This is a genomic window from Rhizobium sp. BK650 (genome assembly GCF_014195325.1).
Lineage (GTDB): Bacteria > Pseudomonadota > Alphaproteobacteria > Rhizobiales > Rhizobiaceae > Rhizobium.
Window position 1 is genome coordinate 225,014 of sequence record NZ_JACIBK010000002.1, and the last position, 21,110, is coordinate 246,123.

Consider the following 21,110-nt stretch of genomic DNA (forward strand, 5'->3'; position numbering starts at 1 on the left):
GTTTGAATTTGTCGCTCGCGAGCCGCCTTCGTATGAAGAGCCCGGAATCGGAGGCATCGATGGAAGACAGAACGAACGCTAGAGCGGGGACATTGGCCGCGCAGGCGTCAACAGCATTCGACAGCGTGGCGGCTGGCGGGCTGATGTGCCTGATGTCCATGTCGTCAATCCAGTTCGGCGCGGCACTTTCCTCCTCCGCCATCGCCACCTATGGATCGGCCGGCGCTAGCTGGCTGCGCCTTGCCTTTGCGGCCATCATTCTGGCCATCGTCGTGCGCCCGCGCATGTCAAGCTACAGTCGCACCCAATGGGCGAGCGCTCTGGCTCTCGGCGCGACGACCGCACTGATGACCATGAGCTTCTTTTCGGCGATCGAGCGCATTCCGCTTGGTCTTGCCGTAGCGATCGATTTTCTCGGTCCACTTACCGTGGCAACCATCGGCTATGGGTTCGGCAGGCGTCTTGTCTGGCCGCTGGTTGCCGCGCTTGGTGTCCTCGCCCTCGCACATGATGGCGAAGGCTGGGTTGGCGATCCCTTGGGGGTTCTCTTCGCATTTGGGGCAGGAACCGGCTGGGCGGTTTATATCGTCCTGACGAAGAGGATCGGTGCGAGCTTTAAAGGGTTGGAAGGGCTTGCCATGTCGCTCATGATCGCCGCTCAGGTAGCGACTCCCTTCGGCTTTGCCGGCGCCGTGCCGAAGCTGGATGCTTTCGGTCTAATCGAGATGGCGGGCCTTGCCATTCTGGTGCCGCTGCTGCCCTACGCATTGGAGCTGATCGCCTTGCGTCGCATGCCGACTGCATCCTTCGGCATCCTCATGAGTCTCGAGCCGGCCATTGGCGCCCTCGCGGGCTTTGTCATCCTGGCACAGCCGATGACGCTCCTGCAGATGGCCGGAACGGCTCTGGTCGTTGCCGCAAGCGCCGGCGCGACTTTTTCCGCCAGGCAGTGAAGGATCAGCCCATCTTCCTGGCGGGATCGTCAAGTGCTGGATTGTAGAAAAGCGACAGCGTCAGGCTCTTGGCAATCCGCTCCGCCGTTGCCATGAACCAGTCCCTGGCTTCCGGTGTCGGTGCCAGATCGCTGAGTGTTGCGGAAAACAGTGCGAGCCATTTCGGGAAAAGCTCCGGCGTCATGTTCGCCACGCCGAGATGCGCCTGCACCGGCTTGCCGCCATAGGCGCCGCTGCGGAAGGCAACGGCCGACCAGAAGCTCTTCATTTTGTCCATATGTTCAGGCCAGCGGCCGGAAAGTCGCGCATCGAAGACAGGTCCGAGTTCGGGATGCGCAAGCACCCGCCCGTAGAAAGTCTCGACCAGCTTCGAAATGAAGGCCTCGTCCACGCCGATCTCTTTCATCTCGGCTTCGGCCCTTTCGCGGATCGCGGCAACATGCGCGGCCCGCCCCTGTATCTCACTCTTCATCTTTAACCCCGACGCCGCTTGCAGCTCGCGGCCCTCATATAGGTTGACGCGCCGCCTCAGCAAAGTGCGATCGGTCGATCGCGTCATTCTGTCAATCCCGCAGGGCTTTGATCTTGACCCACGCAGCCTGCCTCTTTAAGTTTAGAATAATTCTAAGTTATTGGAGACTGCTGATGTTGGCCCGGTTTTTCAGATCACCGAAACGTTCTTTCCGTTCTCTGTCCGAGCAGGAAATTCTGGCGCTCGCCATTGCCTCGGAAGAAGATGATGCCCGCATTTATCTCGCCTATGCCGAACATCTGCGTCAGGAGTTTCCGGCTTCCGCCAAGGTGTTCGAAGACATGGCCGAAGTGGAGGACACCCACCGAAAGTCGCTGATCGAAATGCATCGCCAGCGCTTCGGTGAGCGCATCCCGCTGATCCGCCGCGAGCATGTCGAAGGCTTTTACGAGCGCAAACCGGACTGGCTGCGCGCCAACCTCTCCCTCGACGCGATCAGGCAGGAAGCCGAGGCGATGGAGGAGCAGGCCTACCGCTTCTACGTCGAGGCGATCAAGCAGACCTCCGACGCCTCCACCCGCCAATTGCTCGGCGATCTCGCGCTCGCCGAGCAGGGCCATGAGGATATCGCCCGCATGCTTGGCGACCGGCATACGCCCGAAGACGTAAAGAAAGAAGAGGATGAGACGGCGCGGCGCCAGTTCGTGCTGACCTATGTGCAGCCGGGCCTTGCCGGGCTGATGGACGGATCTGTCTCGACGCTTGCGCCGATCTTTGCCGCCGCCTTCGCCACGCAGGATACATGGCAGACCTTCCTCGTCGGCCTTTCGGCCTCGGTCGGTGCCGGCATCTCGATGGGCTTCACGGAAGCCGCACACGACGACGGCAAAATCTCCGGCCGTGGCTCCCCGATCAAGCGTGGCCTTGCCTGCGGCATCATGACGGCGCTCGGCGGCCTCGGCCATGCACTGCCCTACCTCATCCCGCAGTTCTGGACCGCGACCATCACTGCTGCCATCATCGTCTTCTTCGAGCTTTGGGCGATCGCCTTCATCCAGAACAAATATATGGAGACTCCGTTCCTGCGCGCCGCCTTCCAAGTGGTCGTCGGCGGCAGCCTGGTGCTGGCCGCAGGCATTCTGATTGGGAATGGGTGAGCTGCGGTCGGGCAAAGCCCGAGCAATCGATCCGGTGGATCGATTGCAGCAGCGAACGCCCGGAGCCGAAGCGCAGGACCGGGCACCGGCAGCGGCACACTCAACATGAGAACCCCTTGGGCAAAGTCCGAGCACATGAACAGGAACTGAGAACCCCAAAATGAAAAAACCGGCTTTCGCCGGCTTTTTCACACTCCCCCCTCAAACTCTTTATTTCAAAGCGCCGACCAGAACGTCGCGGCCATTCTCGATAGTGACCCAGCGACCGGCATTGAAGCTCGACTGGCGCTTGATGAACGTATAGGGCGTCGAAAACCATGGCCTGACATCGCTCGCAAGGTTATCGAGCACGAAGTCGCCTTCAGCCGTGCGCAGCGTCAGTACCGCGTGGCCTTCGCCGTCAGGTTTGCGCACGACGGTCATCAGCAGGTCAGCGGGCGAAAAGCCGCGCTGGATGAGGATACGGCGCTTCAGGAGTGCGAAGTCCTCGCAATCGCCGGCTGTGGTCGGATAGGCCCAAACCTCGTCCTTGCCGTAGATTTCCTTGTCCGTCATCGGCGTGACGGTGCGGTTGACCGTCGCGTTGACGGCGCGAACGGTAGCCCATTTGCCGCCGGTCATGACCACCGGGCCGCTATTGCGATTGGCACCGCATTCGGCGCGGTGCGACTGACAGAAATCGTAGTGACCAATCGGCTGCGAGGTCGCGCTGCCGGTTACCATGGATGCATTCTTGCTCGGAGCCGGAATAGCCGCCGGTGCCATAGCAAACACGGCCATCATGGCCACGAGGAAACCCTTGATCCGCACGCCCTACTTCCCTGCATCGCCCTTTATTTATTAACAAACAGTTAACGGAGAGGGCCGAAAGGAGTCAATCGTTACTTCTTGGGAGGGCTTTGCAACTCGCAGACATGGTTAAAATGCGACGTAACCTTTGGGTGATCGAACGGAACTTCTTCAACCATTGCCTTCTATTCGGGCAGTTGCATATTCTTTGGTAAGTGAGCAGCTTCCGCTCAGCGGATTAGGCCTTTGACAGCGCTGCGCAGCCGGTCGATATCCTGAGGACGCGAGAGCCTGTGGTCGCCGTCGCGAATGAAGGTCAGGATAACGTCGTCTGCGGGCAGGTGTTCTACCAGCTTTATCGCATGCATATAGGGAACATCCGCATCCTTCATGCCCTGCAGGATATGGATCGGGCAGCCCGTCTCGATGATGCCGGTCAGCACCCGGCTTTCGCGCCCGTCTTCAATCAGTGCACGGGTATAAATATTGGGTTCCGGGCTGTATTGCGAACGCTCTTCGAAATAACCGCGCTGTTCGAGGGATGCGCGCTCCTTCTTCTTGAGGTTCGGTTCGATGAGGTCGGAGGTGAAGTCGGGTGCCGGCGCGATCAGCACCATGCCTTCGAGCTTTGGTCCGCCGTGCTTGGCAAGCTCCTGCGCTGCCCTCAGCGCGATCCAGCCGCCCATCGACGAGCCGATCAGGATCATCCGCTCCGGCGCATGATGGCGGATGACCGCAAGCGCTTCCTCCAGCCAGCGCGAGATCGTACCGTCGGTGAAGGCGCCGCTGGAAAGGCCGTGGCCGGAATAGTCGAGGCGGATACAGGCCGCTCCCAGTTCCGCCGCCAGACGATCGGTCTCGATCGCCTTGCTGCCGCTCATGTCGGATCGGTAGCCGGATAGCCAAACGAGAGCAGGAAGGTCTATATTGTTCCGGGCCGGACGCACCAACATGGCGATCCGTCGCGCTGCCTCGCCTTCGCCGACATCGAGGAACTGGGGCTCAAGAACGGGCATTTGATCGGACATCGGGTTCAACTCCTATTGTTTTGGCCTATAAAACAGATTCTTGACGGGCTGACAGCGGATGATTTTTCCGCTAAAGGATGTTATTGAATCCGTTGCAGTGATGACGTGACCCGTTTGTGCCCCCATTGGATTAGGGACACGAAGCTGCAACGTTCCGATCAACGCGAGGAGAATACGACCATTCGCAGACCCTTTAAAGCCGACGCGCCCGTAAAGGATGGGCCGCGCTCGAACCGGGAGATCCGCATTCCCAAAGTTCAGCTGATTGCAGCTGACGGACAGAATATGGGCATCGTGCCCACCGACCAGGCCTTGAGAATGGCGGAAGAAGCCGGCCTCGACCTCGTTGAAATTTCCCCAAATGCCGAACCGCCGGTGTGCAAGATCCTCGATCTGGGCAAGCTGAAATATGCCAACCAGAAGAAGGCCGCCGAGGCGCGCAAGAAGCAGAAGATTGTCGAAGTCAAAGAAATCAAGATGCGTCCGAACATCGACACCCATGACTATGAGGTGAAGATGAAGGCGATGGGCCGCTTCTTCGACGAAGGTGACAAGGTGAAGGTGACGCTGAAGTTCCGCGGCCGCGAAATGGCCCACCAGGAACTCGGCATGAAGCTTCTCCAGCAGGTCAAGGCCGACACGCTTGAGATTGCCAAGGTCGAGGCCGAACCCAAGCTCGAAGGTCGCCAGATGATGATGGTGCTGGCGCCGAAGTGATCGGTGCCATAGCCTTTCGCTCAAAGCCGTCCGACAGGGCGGCTTTTGTGCTTACTGGGGCAGCAAGATTCGTCATTCGCCCCGTTGCACTTTCATGACGCTGCGGTTATAAGCGCGCGTCCGAACTGACCGGCAGGGCATGCCGTGGCAGTTTCGAATGCTCGCGGGCAGGTTTCGTCACTGGACCCGCAGATCAACAACAAACGCTCCCGCGCCTTGGCGAAGACCGGCAAACCGGGCTTTCGCAGAAGGGCTTCTTTAACGAAGCGAGTGAGGAGCTCTCAGAACGGAGTAGCAAAATGCCCAAGATGAAGACGAAGTCCTCTGCCAAAAAGCGGTTCAAGATCACCGCTACCGGCAAGGTCAAGGCGGCTGCCGCTGGCAAGCGCCATGGCATGATCAAGCGCACGAATAAGTTCATTCGCGATGCACGCGGCACCATGGTTCTGGCAGAACCCGATGGCCGCAAGGTCGTGAAGAACTATCTGCCGAACGGTCTCTGAGACTATTCCGGTAACGCGTTAGATTAAGGAGATCATGAAATGGCACGTGTAAAAAGAGGCGTCACCGCCCACGCCAAGCACAAGAAGGTTCTGAAGCAGGCCAAGGGTTTCTACGGCCGCCGCAAGAACACCATCCGTACCGCCAAGGCTGCCGTCGATCGCGCCAAGCAGTACGCATATCGCGACCGCAAGGTTAACAAGCGCAATTTCCGCGCCCTCTGGATCCAGCGTATCAATGCTGCCGTCCGCGAATTCGGCCTGACCTATGGGCGCTTCATCGACGGTCTGAACAAGGCTGGCATCGAAGTTGACCGCAAGGTTCTCTCCGATATGGCAATCCACGAGCCGGAAGCATTCGGCGCTCTGGTTGCTGCCGCCAAGAAGGCCCTTGAGTACCTCAAGGAAACCGGCACGGCTAACGAGTTTGAAGGCGCGGTTCGTTGAGCCGCGCGCGTTCCTAAGAACGCGCAAAGCTGGCTCAACTGCTTAAAGTGGCGCATGTACCTTTCGAGCGGGCTTCGCCCACACGGGACATGCGCTGCCAGCGCTTCCCAAGCTTGACGCTTTTTTGAATTTTGGGAAACCCGCGCTGGTTTGGGCTAGCGCGGGTTTTTCTTTCTCTATAGTGCTGGTGCGGCCTTGCCGAGCCCGCCTTTCGAACGCCGCCTGATCCGGACGGAAAGAAGACAATGTCAGATATCGACCAGCTCAAATCCTCTCTGCTTGCCGAAATTGCCGCAGCCAATGATGAGCCTGCGCTCGAAGCCGTCCGTGTTTCCGCGCTCGGCAAGAAGGGCTCGATTTCCGAGCTCCTGAAGACGCTCGGTGCTATGACTCCGGAAGAGCGGCAGACCCGTGGTGCCGCGATCAATGCCCTGAAGAACGAAGTAACCGACGCCCTTGCCGACCGCAAATCGGTTTTGAAGGAAGCGGCGATCAACACTCGCCTCAAGGCCGAAACGGTCGACGTCAGCCTTCCGGTCCGCTCCTCGCCCGCCGAACGTGGCCGCATCCATCCGATCAGCCAGATCGTCGATGAAATCACCGCGATCTTCGGCGACATGGGCTTCTCGATCGCCGAGGGGCCGGATATCGAGACCGATTATTACAATTTCACGGCCCTGAACTTCCCCGAAGGCCATCCGGCCCGTGAGATGCACGACACCTTCTTCTTCAATCCGGATGAGAACGGTGAGCGCAAGGTTTTGCGAACGCACACCTCGCCGGTGCAGGTGCGCACGATGGAATCGCAGAAGCCGCCGATCCGCATCATCATTCCCGGCAAGACCTATCGCCAGGATTCCGATGCCACGCATTCGCCGATGTTCCATCAGGTCGAAGGCCTCGTCATCGACAAGAAGTCGAATGTCGCCAATATTCGATGGGTGCTGGAAGAATTCTGCAAGGCCTTCTTCGAGGTCGATAGCGTGACGATGCGTTTCCGCCCGTCCTTCTTCCCGTTCACTGAACCCTCCTTTGAGGTCGATATTCAATGCGACCGTTCCGGCCCGATCGTCAAGTTCGGCGAAGGCACGGACTGGATGGAGATTCTCGGCTGCGGCATGGTCCACCCGAACGTGCTGCGCTATGGCGGTCTCGATCCGGACGAGTATCAGGGTTTTGCCTGGGGCATGGGCCTCGACCGCATCGCCATGCTGAAGTACGGCATGCCGGACCTGCGCGACTTCTTCAATGCCGACGTCCGCTGGATGAACCATTACGGCTTCCGCCCGCTCGACATGCCGACCCTGTTCGGCGGTTTGAGCGTTTAAGGGAGGATTGGACCTATGAAATTCACGCTCTCCTGGCTGAAGGATCATCTGGAAACGGATGCAACGCTCGATGAAATCTGCACTCGCCTGACTGAGATCGGGCTGGAAGTGGAAGATGTCGACGACAAGGCGGCTTTCCAGCCTTTCGTCATCGCCAAGGTTCTCTCTGCCGAAAGGCACCCGCAGGCCGATCGCCTGAAGGTGCTCATGGTAGATATTGGTCAGGGTGCTCCGGTGCAGGTCGTCTGCGGCGCGCCGAATGCGCGTGCCGGCCTCGTCGGCGCCTTCGCCGCTCCCGGCACATATGTTCCCGGCATCGACGTAACACTGTCGGTCGGCAATATCCGCGGTGTCGAAAGCCGCGGCATGATGTGCTCGGAAAAGGAACTGCAGATCTCCGACAATCACGACGGCATTATCGACCTGCCCGATGACGCGCCTGTGGGTACGAGCTATGCCGCCTACGCTCATCTCGACGATCCGGTCATCGAGATCAACCTGACGCCGAACCGTCCGGACTGCACCTCGATCTATGGCATCGCTCGCGATCTCGCAGCCTCCGGCCTCGGCATGCTGAAGACGCGTCCTGCGCCATCCTTCGCTGTCGACGGCGAAACACCGGTCAAGCTGACGCTCGATCTCGATGATCCGAAGCTCTGCCCGGGCTTCAGCCTCAGGCTCGTGCGCGGCGTCAAGAACGGCCCTAGCCCGCGCTGGATGCAGCAGCGGCTGCTCGCTATTGGCCTGCGCCCAATCAATGCCCTCGTCGATATTACCAACTATATGACTTTCGATCAGGGCCGGCCGATGCACGTCTTCGACGCCGCCAAGGTCACGGGCAACCTGACTGTGCGCCGCGCCAGGGAAGGCGAAACCGTGCTGGCGCTCGATCAGCGCGAATACAAGCTCGGCCCGAACAACGTCGTCATCGCCGATGAAGACGGCATCGAATCGATCGGCGGCATCATGGGCGGTGAACATTCCGGCTGCGATGAACACACGGTCGACGTGCTGATTGAATCGGCCCTCTGGGATCCGATGAACATCGCCAAGTCCGGTCGCGCCCTCGGCATCATCACAGATGCCCGCTACCGTTTCGAACGCGGCGTCGATCCGCAATATATGGTTCCCGGCCTCGAGCGCACGACGGAACTGGTGCTTGAGCTTTGCGGCGGGATCCCGGCCAGGGCAGAGATCGTCGGCTATAAGGGCTACGAGCCGAAGATCGTCGACTTCCCCTATTCGGAAGTTAAGCGCCTGACAGGTCTCGAAGTCTCGACCGATGAGAGCAACACGATCCTGACCCGCCTTGGCTTCAAGGTTTCGGGCTCGGGTGAGCGCGTCTCCGTCGCCGTTCCCTCCTGGCGTCCGGATGTGGACGGCAAAGCCGATCTTGTCGAAGAGATCATGCGCATTCATGGCGTCGATAAGATCAAGCCCGCCCCGCTCGAAAGCCATGCTGCCGTCAACAGCCGCATCCTGACGGTGCTGCAGATCCGCACCCGGACCGCCAAGCGTGCGCTCGCCGCGCGCGGGATGCTGGAAGCGGTCACCTGGTCTTTCATTGCCGAAGATCAGGCAAAGCTCTTCGGCGGCGGTTCTGCGACCCTGAAGCTCGCCAATCCGATTGCTGCCGAAATGTCGGACATGCGACCCTCGCTGCTGCCGGGTCTGCTGACGGCTGCCCAGCGCAACGCCGACAAGGGCTATGGTGACGTGGCGATCTTCGAAGTGTCAGGTACCTACGAAAACGACAGGCCTGAAGGTCAGCGCCGCGTGGCGGGCGGCATTCGCCGCGGCACGGCTTCGCTCGCCGGTGCCGGCCGCATGTGGTCGAACGCGGCTAAGGGTGGTGGCAAGCTAGTCGATGTCTTCGACGCCAAGGCCGATGCATTGGCGGTTATTGAAGCCTGCGGCCTGCCGATGGCCAATATACAGGTTGAGCAGGGTGGTCCTGAATGGTACCACCCCGGCCGTTCCGGCACGATCAAGATGGGTCCGAAGGCGATTCTTGGTTACTTCGGCGAGTTCCACCCGACCACACTTGAGAAGCTCGATGTCTCCGGCGCGCTCTGCGGCTTCGAAGTCTATCTCGATGCCATGCCCGAGCCGAAGAAGAAGGCGACCCGCACCAAGCCGGCGCTCGACCTCCCACCCTTCCAGGCCGTCAAGCGAGACTTCGCCTTCGTCGTCGACAGGACAGTGGAAGCCGGCGCCATCATCAAAGCCGCCACCGGCGTCGATCGTAAGCTGATAACAGGCGTGACTGTTTTCGATATTTTCGAAGGCGCCTCGGTCGGCGAAGGCAAGAAGTCTGTCGCGATCGAAGTCCAGATCCAGCCGGTCGAGCGCACCTTGACCGATGAGGATTTCGAAGCGCTGACGCAGAAGATAGTCGCCAGCGTTGCCAAGTTCACCGGTGGCGTATTGAGAAGCTGAGCCGGCTACAGCAGAATCTCGATGGCCGGCGGCGTGAGCTGCCGGCCTTTTCATGCTTGAATCTTTTCATATGTGAAGATGATAGAGTTTGCTGACGATTATCCAGCGGCCTTCAATCTTCAGCAGCGAAAGATAATCGGTGAAGCGCATGCCAGCGAATTCGTCGGTCACTTTTACGGATGCAGCATCGCCTGATATGTCGATGCTGCCGATATCCATGTAAGGCTGAGTACCGGGCGGTGCTGCCCCTTCCTCGATGATGGCGGCAATAAATTCATCGCGCGAGAGCCATTCCACCGCATCTTGGTAGTGCCCGATGATCGAACTCTTCGGGTGGAAAGCTTTTTTCAAGGCCGCCTCGTTGGCGAAGGCCATGCCTTCCACGTAGAGATGAACCGTCGCTTCGATTGCCTGCCTGTCGGCCATATCGACACCTCGCCTCATATTCTGAAGGAAATGATAGTGGGGTCCTTGGCGAAGACAAGGCTGGAAGAAGGAGAGCAGCCGGTGCCGCCTGCTCTCCTTACCGGTGTGAGGGCAAATATCAGGCTGCGCGAGATGCCTTCTGGTTTGCTGCAGTTGTTGCAAGCTTCGTCAGAAGCTGATCGGTCCTGGCTTCTTCCTGCAGCGTCAAGTCGAGAAGCGTGACAGCTTCCTTGAAGCCGAGTGTCTGCGCCCAGGTTTTCAGCGTCCCATAGCGGGCGATTTCATAATGCTCGACGGCTTGGGCGGCAGAAATCAGGCCGGCATCGACGGCCGATGTGCCTTGGAATTCTTCCATGATTTCTTCGCCTTCGGCGATGATGCCCTGGATCGCTTCACAGGTTTTGCCCTGGGCACGCTTGCCGATGATCTCGAAAACCTGCTGCAACCGCTCGACATGGCCTTCGGTTTCTTCACGGTGCTTTTCGAAACCCGCCTTCAGTTCCGCCGATTGGGCGGCGCGTGCCATTTTCGGCAAGGCGCGCAAGATCTGCCGTTCGGCGAAATAGATGTCCTTCAACGTATCGTAAAACAGATCTTCCAGTGTCTTTTCCTTGGCCATTGTTCCGTTCCTTTGTTGATGGATTCGCGCCCCTTGGGCGACATTCTTAGAAGTTGGCACTGGGCTAATTGTTCCCTCGCGTTTCGGGTGGAAACACCGCATGGTCGGCGCAATGCTATCGTGAAGAATTGGGAGGGCCGCGCATGAAGAAACCGGGATCGATGAAGGGGCTTGAAGATCTCGGCCGGGTGCGCCTGTCGAAAAACTTCTTCTTCCGCGATTTCCTCCACTCCGAGATCGCCGATTTCTATCGTATCCAGAATATCCCCGAAAATCCCGATCTTGCTATCGAGACAGGACGTCGCCTGTGCGAGGAACTTCTGGAGCCGCTGGAGGCGACCTTCGGGCGCCTGCATATCCGCTCTGGCTACCGCTCACCCGAGGTCAACCGCTTCGGCAACGAGAATAAACTGAACTGCTCGACCAACGCCGCCACTGCCGCGCACCACATCTGGGATGCCAGAGATTTCGACGGCTGCATGGGTGCCGCAGTTTGCATCGCGATACCTTGGGTAGTCGATCACTATCGTGATGAAAGCGACTGGCAGAGGCTCGCCTGGTGGATCCATGACCACTTGCCCTATGCCTCGCTCTGTTTTTTTCCGAAGCTATGGGCCTTCAATATCCAGTGGCACGAGCGCCCGAAGCGTGTGATCCAGAGCTATGTGCGCCCGCGCGGCATCCTGACCAAGCCTGGCATGGCCAATTGGGAAGGCGATCACTCGCAATGGTATGAAGGCTTTCCGCACCTCAGAAATTGATGCGGTAACGGATGTGTCCGTCGCTTTTGACATAGCTGTCGTAGAGTGCGCGTGCCGTCTTATTCTGCTCGTTCGTATGCCAGTAGAGCCGCGACCAGCCGTTCTCTTTGCAGAGAGCCACGAGGTCGTCCATCAGCGCCCGGCCGACTCCCTTGCCGCGCATCTTCTCTGAGACGAACAGGTCTTCCAGATAGCAGTCCTTGCCGCGGATCCAGGTGCCCTCATGGGTCAGGCAGAGTGTGAAGCCCACGGCTTCGCCGTCGAGTTCTGCCACCCGCATGAAGATCGCCGACGCCGGATTGAAGATCCGGCGCCAGGTGGAATCGGTGATGTCGGCATCGACGGTGACTTCGTAGAAGGCGAGATAGTCCGCCCAGAGCGCGCGCCAGCGCGCTTCATCTTCGGGCTTCGCATCGCGGATCGTCACGGTCATGCCATCACCTCGCTTTCAGGCGCCTGCCTGATCGAGCAGCGCCATCGACTCGTCGGAGAGTTTGAGCGTTGCTGCTTTCACCAGGCTTTCAAGTTGGGAAAGGCTCGTAGCACTGGCGATCGGCGCCGTCACGCCCTTCTTGCACAGAAGCCAGGCAAGCGAGATTTCCGCCGGCTTGGCGCCCGTCTCGGCCGAGACTTTATCGAGGGCCGCAAGGATGCGCATACCCTTGTCGTCGAGATACTGGGAAACGCGGCCTTCACGTGCGCGTCCCTCCGTATCCTTCTTGCTGCGGTACTTGCCGGAAAGGAAGCCGGCCGCGAGGCTGAAATAGGTGATGACGCCGATATCTTCCTTCACACAGAGATCGGCAAGCGGGCCTTCGAAGCTCGAACGCTCATAGAGATTATATTCCGGCTGCAGCGCCTGATAGCGCGGCAGGCCGGCCTTGTCGGCCGCGTCGAAGGAGGCCTGCAGCAGGCTCGCATCATAGTTCGAGCAACCGAAGGAGCGGATCTTGCCTTGCTCCTTAAGCTTGGCATAGGCGCCGAGCGATTCCTCATGCGGCGTATCGGCATCCGGCCAGTGCGAAAGATAGAGATCGATATAATCGATCTGTAGCCGGCGCAGCGAATCCTCGACCGCCTTGAAGATATAGGATGCCTTCAGCGTCCTCCCCTGGCCCATATCCGAGCCGACCTTGGTGATGATGATGGCCTTGTCGCGGGAAACCCTTCCCTTCTTCAGCCACTTGCCGATGATCTCTTCGGAATCGCCGCCCTTGTTGCCCGGCACCCAGGCGGAATAGACGTCGGCCGTATCGATGGTGTTGAGACCGGCGTCGAAAAAAGCATCCAGAATGTCGAACGATGTTTTCTCATCGGCCGTCCAGCCGAATACATTGCCGCCGAAGACGATCGGCGAAACTGAAAGACCTGTTTTTCCAAGCCGGCGCATTTCCATGGCGCTCTCCCAAAATGCTGAAGTGATTGAAATCAGGAGCGGCAGAACGCCGTCCATCGGTAACCTAGCGCGGAGTACTCTCGAAGGAAACCAAACTTCCGTGATCACACGTCGCGCCATTGCGCCGCATGAGAGGGCTGAATAAGGTGCGCCCCACTGATTTCAGGAGGATCTTTCATGTTGCGCTTCGGTATAATTTCAACGGCCAAGATCGGCCGGGACAATGTCGTTCCCGCCATTCAGGATGCGGAAAACTGCGTCATCACCGCAATCGCCAGCCGTGATTTTGTGCGCGCTCGCGAAATGGCGGACCGCTTCTCCGTGCCGCATGCCTTCGGCTCCTACGAGGAAATGCTGGCATCCGACGTGATCGATGCCGTCTATATTCCGCTGCCGACCTCCCAGCATGTCGAATGGTCGATCAAGGCTGCCAATGCCGGCAAGCATGTGCTGTGCGAAAAGCCGATCGCGCTGAAGGCATCCGAAATCGACGATCTCATCGCCGCGCGCGACCGCAACAAGGTCATCATCTCCGAAGCCTTCATGGTGACCTATTCACCGGTCTGGCGCAAAGTGCGCTCGCTGCTGCAGGAGGGCGCAGTCGGCGAGCTTCGCCACGTCCAGGGTGCTTTCACCTATTACAATCGCGACCCCGGCAACATGCGCAATATTCCCGAGCTCGGCGGCGGTGGACTGCCCGATATCGGCGTCTATCCCGTCATCAGCACCCGCTTCTCCACTGGCAAGGAGCCGTCCTGGATTCAGGCGATCACCGAGCGCGATACGGAATTCGGCACCGATATCTATTCCAGCGTGAAGGCCGATTTCGGCGATTTCGAGCTGAGCTTCTACATCTCCACCCAGATGGCCGGCCGTCAGATCATGGTCTTCCACGGCACCGACGGCTATATCGAGGTGAAATCGCCCTTCAACGCCAATCGTTGGGGGGCTGAGGAGATCGAAGTGACCAATCGCGGCCACAATGAATCCCGTATCATCCGCTTCCAGGACACCCGCCAATACAGGTGCCAGGTGGAAGCCTTTGCCCGCGCCGCATCGGGCGAAAAGGAAGAAATCGTCACGCTGGAAGATTCCAAGCTCAATCAGAAGGTCATCGACGCCATTTACCGCGCCAGCGAGCAGGATGGCTGGGAAGCAGTTTGATACCTACTCGGCTTCGCCCCGGAAGACGAAGCGGGAATAGCCGAAGAAGCTCAAGAACATCGACGCTGCGGTCGCGAGCACCATTGCGGCAAGCGGCTGTAGCGCCGGTAATGACAGAAGCAACGCCGAATAAAGCCCGTAATTAACGAACGCGGCCGTCACGCCGACGGAGCCGTAGCGAAAACCTTCCGCAGCCAGCGACCGGCCGGAACGGGCGAAAGTGAATGTCCGGTTCAAGGCCCATGTCGTTGCCATTGCGAGCGCAATAGCAATCAGCCGGGCAATGAAGGGGCCGAGCGTCAGGTGCAGAAGGGCCGCGAGCACGCCTGCATCGACGATGAAGCCAACCCCACCCGCAATCGCAAAGCGGATGAGCTTCTTCATGCGGCGTCCGCCTTTCCGCCATCAAGCGTTATCGGCAAGGTCTTGTCCTTTGCAGAGACCGGTGCTGCTAGGCTGATATAATGGATGCGCAACTGCTCGGCGCGCGCCCGTGCAACGGAGTCGAGAATGACGCCGGCCGTAAACAGCATGATGGAGATCATTGCGAGCGCTGTCGAGAGCACCCAGGTCGGCATGCGGCTGACGAGGCCTGTTTCGAAATATTCCGCCAGCACCGGGCCCATGAAGCCGAGACTTGCCAGCATGAAGAGCGCGCTGATTGTGCCGAAGAAAGCGAAAGGTCGCGTCTCCTTCATCAGCATGGCGAACATCCAAAGAATCTTGCCACCGTCGCGAAAGGTTGAGAGCTTCGACTGCGAGCCTTCCGGGCGCCTGCCGTAATGCAGTTCCAGTTCACTGACAGGCAGCTTCAGCCGTGATGCATGCACCGACATTTCCGTCTCGATCTCGAAGCCGCCGGAAACTGCGGGAAAGCTCTTGACGAAGCGGCGCGAGAAGGCCCGGTAGCCGGAGAAAATATCGGTGAAGTCAGGCCCGAAGATTGCACGATAGAGGATGTTGAAAAGCCGGTTGCCGAGGGCATGTCCCTGCCGGCCGGCATCGTCATGCACGCCGCGCCGCGTGCCGACCACCATGTCGGCCCGTTCCGTCAAGAGCGTTCGCACCAGTTCTTCGGCATCCTCGGGTGCATAGGTCCCGTCGCCGTCGGCGATGATGTAAATGTCGGCGTCGATATCGGCGAACATGCGGCGCACCACATGGCCCTTGCCCTGCCGCCGCTCGCGCACGACATGCGCGCCGGCGAGCATGGCATGCAACGCCGTGCCGTCAGTGGAATTGTTGTCGTAGACGTAGATATGCGCATCGGGCAGTGCCGCCCGGAAGCCCCTGACGACGGGGCCGATCGTCGCCGCTTCATTGTAGCAGGGAAGCAGAACGGCAATAGCAGGACTTTCGCTGAGCGATCGCGCCATAAGGTTACACTCGTTACAAGAAACCGCAGAGAGTTTACCGCATCCAGCGTTAACAAGCCTCTACGAGGAAATGAAAGCCGGCACTTCCTGTGGTTTACACTTTCTTGATAAGCCAGGGCTAAGGTTCGCCCATCACGCAACGACCTGGCTATCATGATGAACGCAGTGCAGCCGATCGCCAAGGCGCAATCCGCATCAGCCAGGACTGGATTCATCGGCAGGATCCGTCAGCGGCTGACACATCTCCTGCCGTCCGCCCTCATCTACACGGTGATCCTGATCGGCATCATCGCCGTGATGAAATATGCCGGCGGTCCGGTCGACTATGTCGGCCCCGATAATGACGACGGCATGCGCCTCGTGGAAGTCAGGGATTTCCTGGACGGGCAGGGCTGGTTCGATCTGATGCAGTATCGGCTCGGCCTTGGCGAAGGTACGCTCATGCACTGGTCACGGCTGATCGATCTGCCGATCGCCGCCTTGATCCGCTTCTTCGGTTTGTTCCTGGGACATGATGCGGCAGAAGCTGCCGCACTCGTGATCTGGCCGTTGTCGCTCGTTTTTCCTGCCATGCTTGCCATGGGCCTTGCCGGCCAAAGGGTCGGCGGCCTTGCCGGCATGCACCTGTCTTTCTGCTTTGCAGGCATGGCGATCTATACCGGCAATCGCTTTGCGCCGGGCGCCATCGATCATCACAACGTCCAGTTTGCGCTCGTCGCAACCATGACCGCGATGCTCTTCGATGAAAAACAGCGTGCCTGGAACTACGCTGTTGCCGGCGCGGCAGCTGCTTTGGCGATCGCGATCGGCGCGGAAACCACGCCCTTCGTCGCCACCTATTGTCTTGTCGTGGCGCTGCTCTGGGTCTGGGAAGGCGAGCCGTTCGCTGCCGCTACCAAGGCTTTCGGCCTCAGCCTCGCCGTCACGGTCAGCATCTTCTTCTTCGCGACAGTGCCGCCACAGCACTATTCGGCAGTGACGTGCGACAACCTCTCGCTCGGTTTCTACAGCCTGGCGACGATAGGCGGTGGCTTGCTGCTGGCTTCCGCGGTCTTTGCCAGCCGTTTTAGCCGCAGCCTGCGCTTTACTGTGCTCGCTGCCGTCGGCGCTGCTATTTTCGGTTCGGCACTGGTCATCGCACCGCAATGCCTGCGAAATCCGCTTGCCGATCTCGATCCTATGCTAGTCGAGCTCTGGCTTCGCAATGTCTCAGAAGCGCAATCCATTCTCGCGCTCAGCCGCACAGATCCCGTCTCCATTGGCGCATTCTATGCGCCCGGCCTGCTCGCGATCGCCGTCTGCATTTTCCGCTCGGCGCAGGGCGATCGTGTGCAGGTCCATCTCGTGCTTCTGGCGCTCTTGAGCGTCAGCTGGGTTGTCGCCCTCGTCCAGGTCCGGGGCGCCGTCTTCTCAAACCTGCTGTCCATCCTGCCGCTTGCCTTGCTGATCATCGACGTCCGGCGCATGTCGAACGGCGATAGCGAGAATGCCGCGGCTGCTCTCGTCTATATCGTGGCGGTTCTGGCAAGCGTACCACCGGTATGGGCCGTCGGCGGCGCACTCGTCGAAATGCAGATCGACAAGAAGAATGCCGCTGATACGGACAACCTCTCCTGCTCGTCGAAACAGGCACTCGCTCCGCTTGGCGATCTGCCGGCAGGTCTGGTCTCCGCACCATCGGAAATGGGTGTGCCGATCCTGCGTTACACTGCCAACCGCGTCTTGTCGGCGCCGTATCATCGCAATCAGGGCGGCATGCTGACCGAGATGCATGTTGGCCTGGCCGAGCCGCAGGAGGCGGAAGCATTTCTGAGAGGGGCGGGCGTCACCGTGCTTGCCTTCTGCCCGAATGATCTGCAGACAAGCAAAATCGCCAGATTGAAACCCGACGGGCTTTATGGGCAGCTTGGCAAGGGTAATATTCCAGCCTATCTCGACCCGCTGCCAAAGGCCGCTGATAGCGGCGCGCAGTTCTTCCGTTACCGTATGACGCCGAAGTAACGCCCTTTTCTCAGGAGAGGGCGCGAACCGCCCGCAGACGATCGGTGGTGAAGAGGCCGCCGAGAAAAAGCAAGAGGCCGGCATTGTAACCAAGGATCGTGTAGAAGAGCGCCAGGAATGAAACCGCGCCGCCCGAGACAATCGCGGCGATGGCAAAGGTTACGCCGATCAGCATGGCGACGATCGCGATAACGCCGGCCGAGCGCATCAGGCCAGCGGTGAGGCCCAGGGTAGTTGCTGTCAGGATGATCATGTTGTCACCTCTTCTTCAGGTCGTTTGCGAGGAACCTAGGGATCCTCCGCTAACAAAAGTTTATTGGCCACCCTTAATGAAAGCTGCACTTGCAGCCATGGTTACGGATGCGTTCACCTGACGGCATTTCCTCCGGCTTGCGCCGGGCATGTGTTTCGTTACAGATCAACTCTGTTACAGGCTGAAAAGTTCCGTTACCCTCTCGCTTACGTAAACGGAACTCACCGGCTGCAACAACCGCGCTCGCACGAAGCAGCATTACGCTGTCAATTCGATCGCGCCTGATCGATCAGTTGTTCGGAAAGAGGGCGAGCCGGTACCTAGAAGGTTGAGCAATAGCGACGACGATAGAAGCGACCGCTCCCGCGTCATTCATCGACGGGGAATTTTCACTCTCACCAGCATGCTCATTTTCGGGTCGGGTGTTCGCCACTCCCTACGAACATGAATGATACTAAGATTTTTTTTAGAGTAGCGATATCCCTATTTCTTGGGTCTCCCACCGTTTTTTGAATAAAAATCTGTCCTTCCCCTACCCCGACCTTTTCGTTCGGGGGCGATCAAAATAGAAAGAGGGGATGAGCAATGTCTTTGATGGCGATTCGCCTACGAATCTTGCGGAATATTCGGTCTCGGAGCTCTCCGGTTCCATCAAGCGGACCGTCGAGACAGCCTTCGATCAGGTGCGTGTGCGCGGCGAGATCTCGGGTTACCGTGGTCCGCATTCCTCGGGCCATGCTTACTTCTCGCTGAAGGACGATCGCGCGCGGATCGATGCGGTCATCTGGAAGGGCACGTTTTCCCGACTGAAATTCCGCCCGGAAGAGGGCATGGAGGTGATCGCGACCGGCAAGGTAACGACCTTTCCCGGTTCCTCCAAATACCAGATCGTCATCGAGACGCTCGAGCCCGCCGGCGCCGGCGCGTTGATGGCGCTGATCGAGGAGCGCAAGCGCCGACTCGGTGCCGAAGGCCTGTTCGATCCCTCGCGCAAGAAGCGTCTGCCTTTCATGCCCAAGGTGATCGGTGTCGTGACCTCGCCGACGGGCGCCGTCATCCGCGATATCCTGCATCGCATCTCCGATCGTTTCCCCGTCCATGTCATCGTTTGGCCGGTCAAGGTGCAGGGGGAGGGCTCCGGCGAGGAGGTGGCAAACGCCATCAACGGCTTCAACGCCCTGGAACATGGCGGCGAGATCCTGCGTCCTGACGTGCTGATCGTTGCTCGCGGCGGCGGCAGCCTCGAAGATCTCTGGAGCTTCAACGACGAAATCGTCGTGCGGGCCGCAGCCGATAGCCGGATTCCGTTGATCTCTGCTGTCGGTCACGAGACTGACTGGACGCTGATCGACTACGCCGCCGATATCCGCGCGCCGACACCGACGGGCGCTGCCGAAATGGCCGTGCCCGTCAAGGCCGAGCTTGAGGCGCAGATTGCCGGGCTTGCCGCGCGCCTGCAGGGTTGCATGAGCCGCCAGATGGATCAGCGCCGTCAGTCCGTCCGCGCCTTGATGCGCGCCCTGCCATCGCTCGATCAACTGCTGGCGCTGCCCCGCCGTCGCTTTGACGAGGCGGCCGCAGGCCTTGGTCGCGGGCTGGAGCTCAACACTATCAACAAGCGCCGTGGCTTCGAGCGCGTCGCCTCGCATTTGCGGCCAGACGTGCTCTCCAATCGCATCACTGAGCGCCGCCAGCGTCTCAGCGAGCGTATGGCCCGGGCTGAACGCAGGGTCGAGCGCATGCTCGACCAATCGAAGTCCCGCATCGAGCGCGCCGAGGCGATCCTTGCCTCGTTGCCGGCACGGCTGAAGACCCAGACCGAACGCGGCCGCGAACGCCTCGGCAATCTGTCGCGGCATGCCGATACGGCAATCCGTCATCAATTGAGCCGAGCGCGCGCCGAGCTTTCCGCACAGGACCGTGTCTTGCAATCGTTGTCCTACAAGAACGTACTGAAGCGCGGTTACGCCGTCATCCGCGACGAGGACAACAAGCCGGTCTCGCAGGCTGCCGCGCTCTCTGCCGGCACGGGCATCGCCATTGAGTTCGCCGACGGCCGCGTCGGTGCCATGACGACGGAAGGTGGTGTGCCACCGGCAGGATCAAAGAAGCGCGTGGCAAAGGCCGCGGAGCCACCGCCGAAACAAGGAAGCCTGTTTTAGTGATGCGAGTCCTGCTGGTGCTTGCCCATCCGCTGCCGGAGAGCTTTGCCGCCTCGGTGGCACGCACGGCCCGCGAAGCGCTCGGAGCCTCAGGTCACACCGTCGATCTGCTGGATCTTTATGCCGAGGACTTTGATCCTCGTCTGTCAGAAGCCGAGCGCCGCGGCTATTTTAACATGCCCTACGACACCTCAGCCATCGCCGGCGTCGTGGATCGATTGAAGGCGGCGGATGGCCTGGTGCTGGTTTTCCCACAATGGTGGTTCAACTTCCCGGCAATATTGAAGGGCTTTATCGATCGGGTTTTCGCACCGGGCGTAGCCTTCACGCACGATGCTGCCGGCGGCCGCATCGTGCCGCAGCTCACCAATATCAAGCAGCTCTACGCCCTGACGACGACAGGCTCGCCCTGGTGGCTGGTGCATTTCTATATGGGCAATCCGGTCCGGCGCCTGCTGAAGCGCGGCATTGCCAATTTCTGTTCCAGACGTCTGACGTTCCGTATGCTCAGCCTGCACAACATGGACCGTGCGACGGAGGCTAAGCGCAGAGCGCACCTGGCACGTGTCCGCAAGGCGCTTGCCGCCATCTGACTATTCGAAATCCGAAAGGAATTTCTTCAGCAGCCGATCAAGCTCCGCCTTGTCCTCGGCTGTCAGATTACGCGTCAGCCGCTGCTGATTGGCGACATGGGCACCGACAGCATCTTCCACGGTCGCAAGCCCCTTGTCGGTGAGCGCGATCAGGACGCTGCGCCTGTCCTCTGGATTGAACAGGCGCTCCACGAAGCCGGCCTTTTCCAGCTGGTCGATCCGATTCGTCATCGTGCCGGAACTGACCATCGTCATGCCGAGCAGCTCTCCAGGCGAAAGCCTGTAAGGAGCGCCGGAGCGGCGAAGGGTCGCTAGGACATCGAAGGCAGAAGAAGAGAGACCGTGCTTGAGAAGAACTGCCTCGACCTCGCGGCCGATATGCGTCGTCAGCCGTTTCAGCCGGCCGAAGATGCCCATGGGTTCGACATCCAGCTCCGGCCGCTCGCGCCCCCATTGCGCCAGGATCCTGTCAACATGATCTTCTTTCGTTTCACCCATAGCGCATCGATATCAGCAGATCCCTTGACGT

At 59.6% G+C, this 21,110-nt stretch carries 23 protein-coding genes; 12 read left to right on the forward strand and 11 right to left on the reverse strand.

Annotated features, from left to right (window positions below; all coding sequences use genetic code 11):
• Window positions 1-59 precede the first annotated feature (59 nt).
• Window positions 60-953: a DMT family transporter gene (locus FHX15_RS05390; protein ID WP_184394400.1), complete on the forward strand. Its 894-nt coding sequence runs from the start codon at window positions 60-62 to the stop codon at window positions 951-953.
• 4 nt (window positions 954-957) lie between these two features.
• Here FHX15_RS05390 and FHX15_RS05395 read toward each other — a convergent pair whose 3' ends face one another.
• Window positions 958-1,425 (reverse strand): group III truncated hemoglobin, encoded by a 468-nt coding sequence (locus FHX15_RS05395; protein WP_184394402.1) that lies wholly within the window; start codon window positions 1,423-1,425, stop codon window positions 958-960.
• 173 nt (window positions 1,426-1,598) lie between these two features.
• Between FHX15_RS05395 and mbfA the strand changes: the two genes are divergently transcribed.
• On the forward strand, window positions 1,599-2,582 hold the full coding sequence (gene mbfA, locus FHX15_RS05400) for an iron exporter MbfA (RefSeq protein ID WP_184394404.1): 984 nt from the start codon (window positions 1,599-1,601) through the stop codon (window positions 2,580-2,582).
• Window positions 2,583-2,792: 210 nt separating this feature from the next.
• Here the strand turns inward: mbfA and FHX15_RS05405 are convergent, their stop codons facing one another.
• The gene (locus FHX15_RS05405) at window positions 2,793-3,392 is read right to left on the reverse strand and encodes a transglutaminase-like cysteine peptidase (RefSeq protein WP_184394406.1); all 600 of its coding nucleotides are present in this window, start codon (window positions 3,390-3,392) and stop codon (window positions 2,793-2,795) included.
• A 209-nt stretch (window positions 3,393-3,601) separates the two neighbouring features.
• Window positions 3,602-4,399 carry an alpha/beta hydrolase gene (locus tag FHX15_RS05410; RefSeq protein WP_184394407.1) on the reverse strand — a complete coding sequence of 266 codons (798 nt, stop codon included), beginning with the start codon at window positions 4,397-4,399 and terminating at the stop codon, window positions 3,602-3,604.
• Window positions 4,400-4,579: 180 nt separating this feature from the next.
• On the opposite strand from FHX15_RS05410, the gene infC reads away from it, so the two are divergent.
• From infC to pheT, 5 genes are all read left to right on the forward strand, one after another.
• Window positions 4,580-5,116, forward strand: a complete 537-nt coding sequence (gene infC, locus FHX15_RS05415; protein ID WP_132653231.1) for a translation initiation factor IF-3 — start codon at window positions 4,580-4,582, stop codon at window positions 5,114-5,116.
• Between the two features lie 299 nt (window positions 5,117-5,415).
• Entirely contained in the window at window positions 5,416-5,619 is a 204-nt protein-coding gene (gene rpmI / locus FHX15_RS05420; RefSeq protein WP_004108077.1) for a 50S ribosomal protein L35, read from the forward strand.
• A gap of 39 nt (window positions 5,620-5,658) precedes the next feature.
• On the forward strand, window positions 5,659-6,063 hold the full coding sequence (gene rplT / locus FHX15_RS05425; protein ID WP_007813309.1) for a 50S ribosomal protein L20: 405 nt from the start codon (window positions 5,659-5,661) through the stop codon (window positions 6,061-6,063).
• Window positions 6,064-6,308: 245 nt separating this feature from the next.
• Window positions 6,309-7,391 carry a phenylalanine--tRNA ligase subunit alpha gene (gene pheS, locus FHX15_RS05430; protein ID WP_184394409.1) on the forward strand — a complete coding sequence of 361 codons (1,083 nt, stop codon included), beginning with the start codon at window positions 6,309-6,311 and terminating at the stop codon, window positions 7,389-7,391.
• A 15-nt stretch (window positions 7,392-7,406) separates the two neighbouring features.
• On the forward strand, window positions 7,407-9,830 hold the full coding sequence (gene pheT, locus FHX15_RS05435) for a phenylalanine--tRNA ligase subunit beta (protein ID WP_184394411.1): 2,424 nt from the start codon (window positions 7,407-7,409) through the stop codon (window positions 9,828-9,830).
• A gap of 66 nt (window positions 9,831-9,896) precedes the next feature.
• On the opposite strand, the gene FHX15_RS05440 is transcribed toward pheT, so the two are convergent.
• Together FHX15_RS05440 and FHX15_RS05445 are read right to left on the reverse strand one after the other, a co-directional pair.
• Complete coding sequence (locus FHX15_RS05440) at window positions 9,897-10,256, reverse strand: nuclear transport factor 2 family protein (protein WP_184394413.1); 360 nt, start codon at window positions 10,254-10,256, stop codon at window positions 9,897-9,899.
• Between the two features lie 118 nt (window positions 10,257-10,374).
• On the reverse strand, window positions 10,375-10,875 hold the full coding sequence (locus FHX15_RS05445) for a ferritin-like domain-containing protein (protein WP_184394415.1): 501 nt from the start codon (window positions 10,873-10,875) through the stop codon (window positions 10,375-10,377).
• A gap of 143 nt (window positions 10,876-11,018) precedes the next feature.
• On the opposite strand from FHX15_RS05445, the gene FHX15_RS05450 reads away from it, so the two are divergent.
• Complete coding sequence (locus tag FHX15_RS05450) at window positions 11,019-11,636, forward strand: hypothetical protein (RefSeq protein WP_184394416.1); 618 nt, start codon at window positions 11,019-11,021, stop codon at window positions 11,634-11,636.
• On the opposite strand, the gene FHX15_RS05455 is transcribed toward FHX15_RS05450, so the two are convergent.
• Window positions 11,626-12,069, reverse strand: coding sequence for a GNAT family N-acetyltransferase (locus tag FHX15_RS05455; RefSeq protein ID WP_184394419.1), 444 nt, complete (start codon window positions 12,067-12,069; stop codon window positions 11,626-11,628). The genes FHX15_RS05450 and FHX15_RS05455 overlap by 11 nt on opposite strands.
• A 15-nt stretch (window positions 12,070-12,084) precedes the next feature.
• Entirely contained in the window at window positions 12,085-13,032 is a 948-nt protein-coding gene (locus tag FHX15_RS05460; RefSeq protein WP_184394421.1) for an aldo/keto reductase, read from the reverse strand.
• 177 nt (window positions 13,033-13,209) lie between these two features.
• On the opposite strand from FHX15_RS05460, the gene FHX15_RS05465 reads away from it, so the two are divergent.
• The gene (locus FHX15_RS05465) at window positions 13,210-14,196 is read left to right on the forward strand and encodes a Gfo/Idh/MocA family protein (RefSeq protein WP_184394423.1); all 987 of its coding nucleotides are present in this window, start codon (window positions 13,210-13,212) and stop codon (window positions 14,194-14,196) included.
• A 3-nt stretch (window positions 14,197-14,199) separates the two neighbouring features.
• Here FHX15_RS05465 and FHX15_RS05470 read toward each other — a convergent pair whose 3' ends face one another.
• Both FHX15_RS05470 and FHX15_RS05475 read right to left on the reverse strand, forming a co-directional pair.
• Window positions 14,200-14,580 carry a GtrA family protein gene (locus tag FHX15_RS05470; protein WP_184394424.1) on the reverse strand — a complete coding sequence of 127 codons (381 nt, stop codon included), beginning with the start codon at window positions 14,578-14,580 and terminating at the stop codon, window positions 14,200-14,202.
• The gene (locus FHX15_RS05475; protein ID WP_184394426.1) at window positions 14,577-15,572 is read right to left on the reverse strand and encodes a glycosyltransferase; all 996 of its coding nucleotides are present in this window, start codon (window positions 15,570-15,572) and stop codon (window positions 14,577-14,579) included. The genes FHX15_RS05470 and FHX15_RS05475 overlap by 4 nt, the downstream gene beginning before the upstream one ends.
• A 156-nt stretch (window positions 15,573-15,728) precedes the next feature.
• Here FHX15_RS05475 and FHX15_RS05480 point away from each other — a divergent pair, with 156 nt between their 5' ends.
• Window positions 15,729-17,573, forward strand: a complete 1,845-nt coding sequence (locus FHX15_RS05480; RefSeq protein ID WP_184395337.1) for a hypothetical protein — start codon at window positions 15,729-15,731, stop codon at window positions 17,571-17,573.
• Window positions 17,574-17,583: 10 nt separating this feature from the next.
• On the opposite strand, the gene FHX15_RS05485 is transcribed toward FHX15_RS05480, so the two are convergent.
• Window positions 17,584-17,826: a hypothetical protein gene (locus tag FHX15_RS05485; protein ID WP_184394428.1), complete on the reverse strand. Its 243-nt coding sequence runs from the start codon at window positions 17,824-17,826 to the stop codon at window positions 17,584-17,586.
• A gap of 578 nt (window positions 17,827-18,404) precedes the next feature.
• Between FHX15_RS05485 and xseA the strand changes: the two genes are divergently transcribed.
• Both xseA and FHX15_RS05495 read left to right on the forward strand, forming a co-directional pair.
• Window positions 18,405-19,988 carry an exodeoxyribonuclease VII large subunit gene (gene xseA / locus FHX15_RS05490; protein ID WP_184394430.1) on the forward strand — a complete coding sequence of 528 codons (1,584 nt, stop codon included), beginning with the start codon at window positions 18,405-18,407 and terminating at the stop codon, window positions 19,986-19,988.
• Window positions 19,989-19,990: 2 nt separating this feature from the next.
• Complete coding sequence (locus FHX15_RS05495; RefSeq protein WP_184394431.1) at window positions 19,991-20,581, forward strand: NAD(P)H-dependent oxidoreductase; 591 nt, start codon at window positions 19,991-19,993, stop codon at window positions 20,579-20,581.
• Here the strand turns inward: FHX15_RS05495 and FHX15_RS05500 are convergent, their stop codons facing one another.
• A complete protein-coding gene (locus FHX15_RS05500; protein ID WP_184394433.1) occupies window positions 20,582-21,079 on the reverse strand; it encodes a MarR family winged helix-turn-helix transcriptional regulator in 498 nt (165 codons plus the stop codon).
• Window positions 21,080-21,110: the final 31 nt, after the last annotated feature.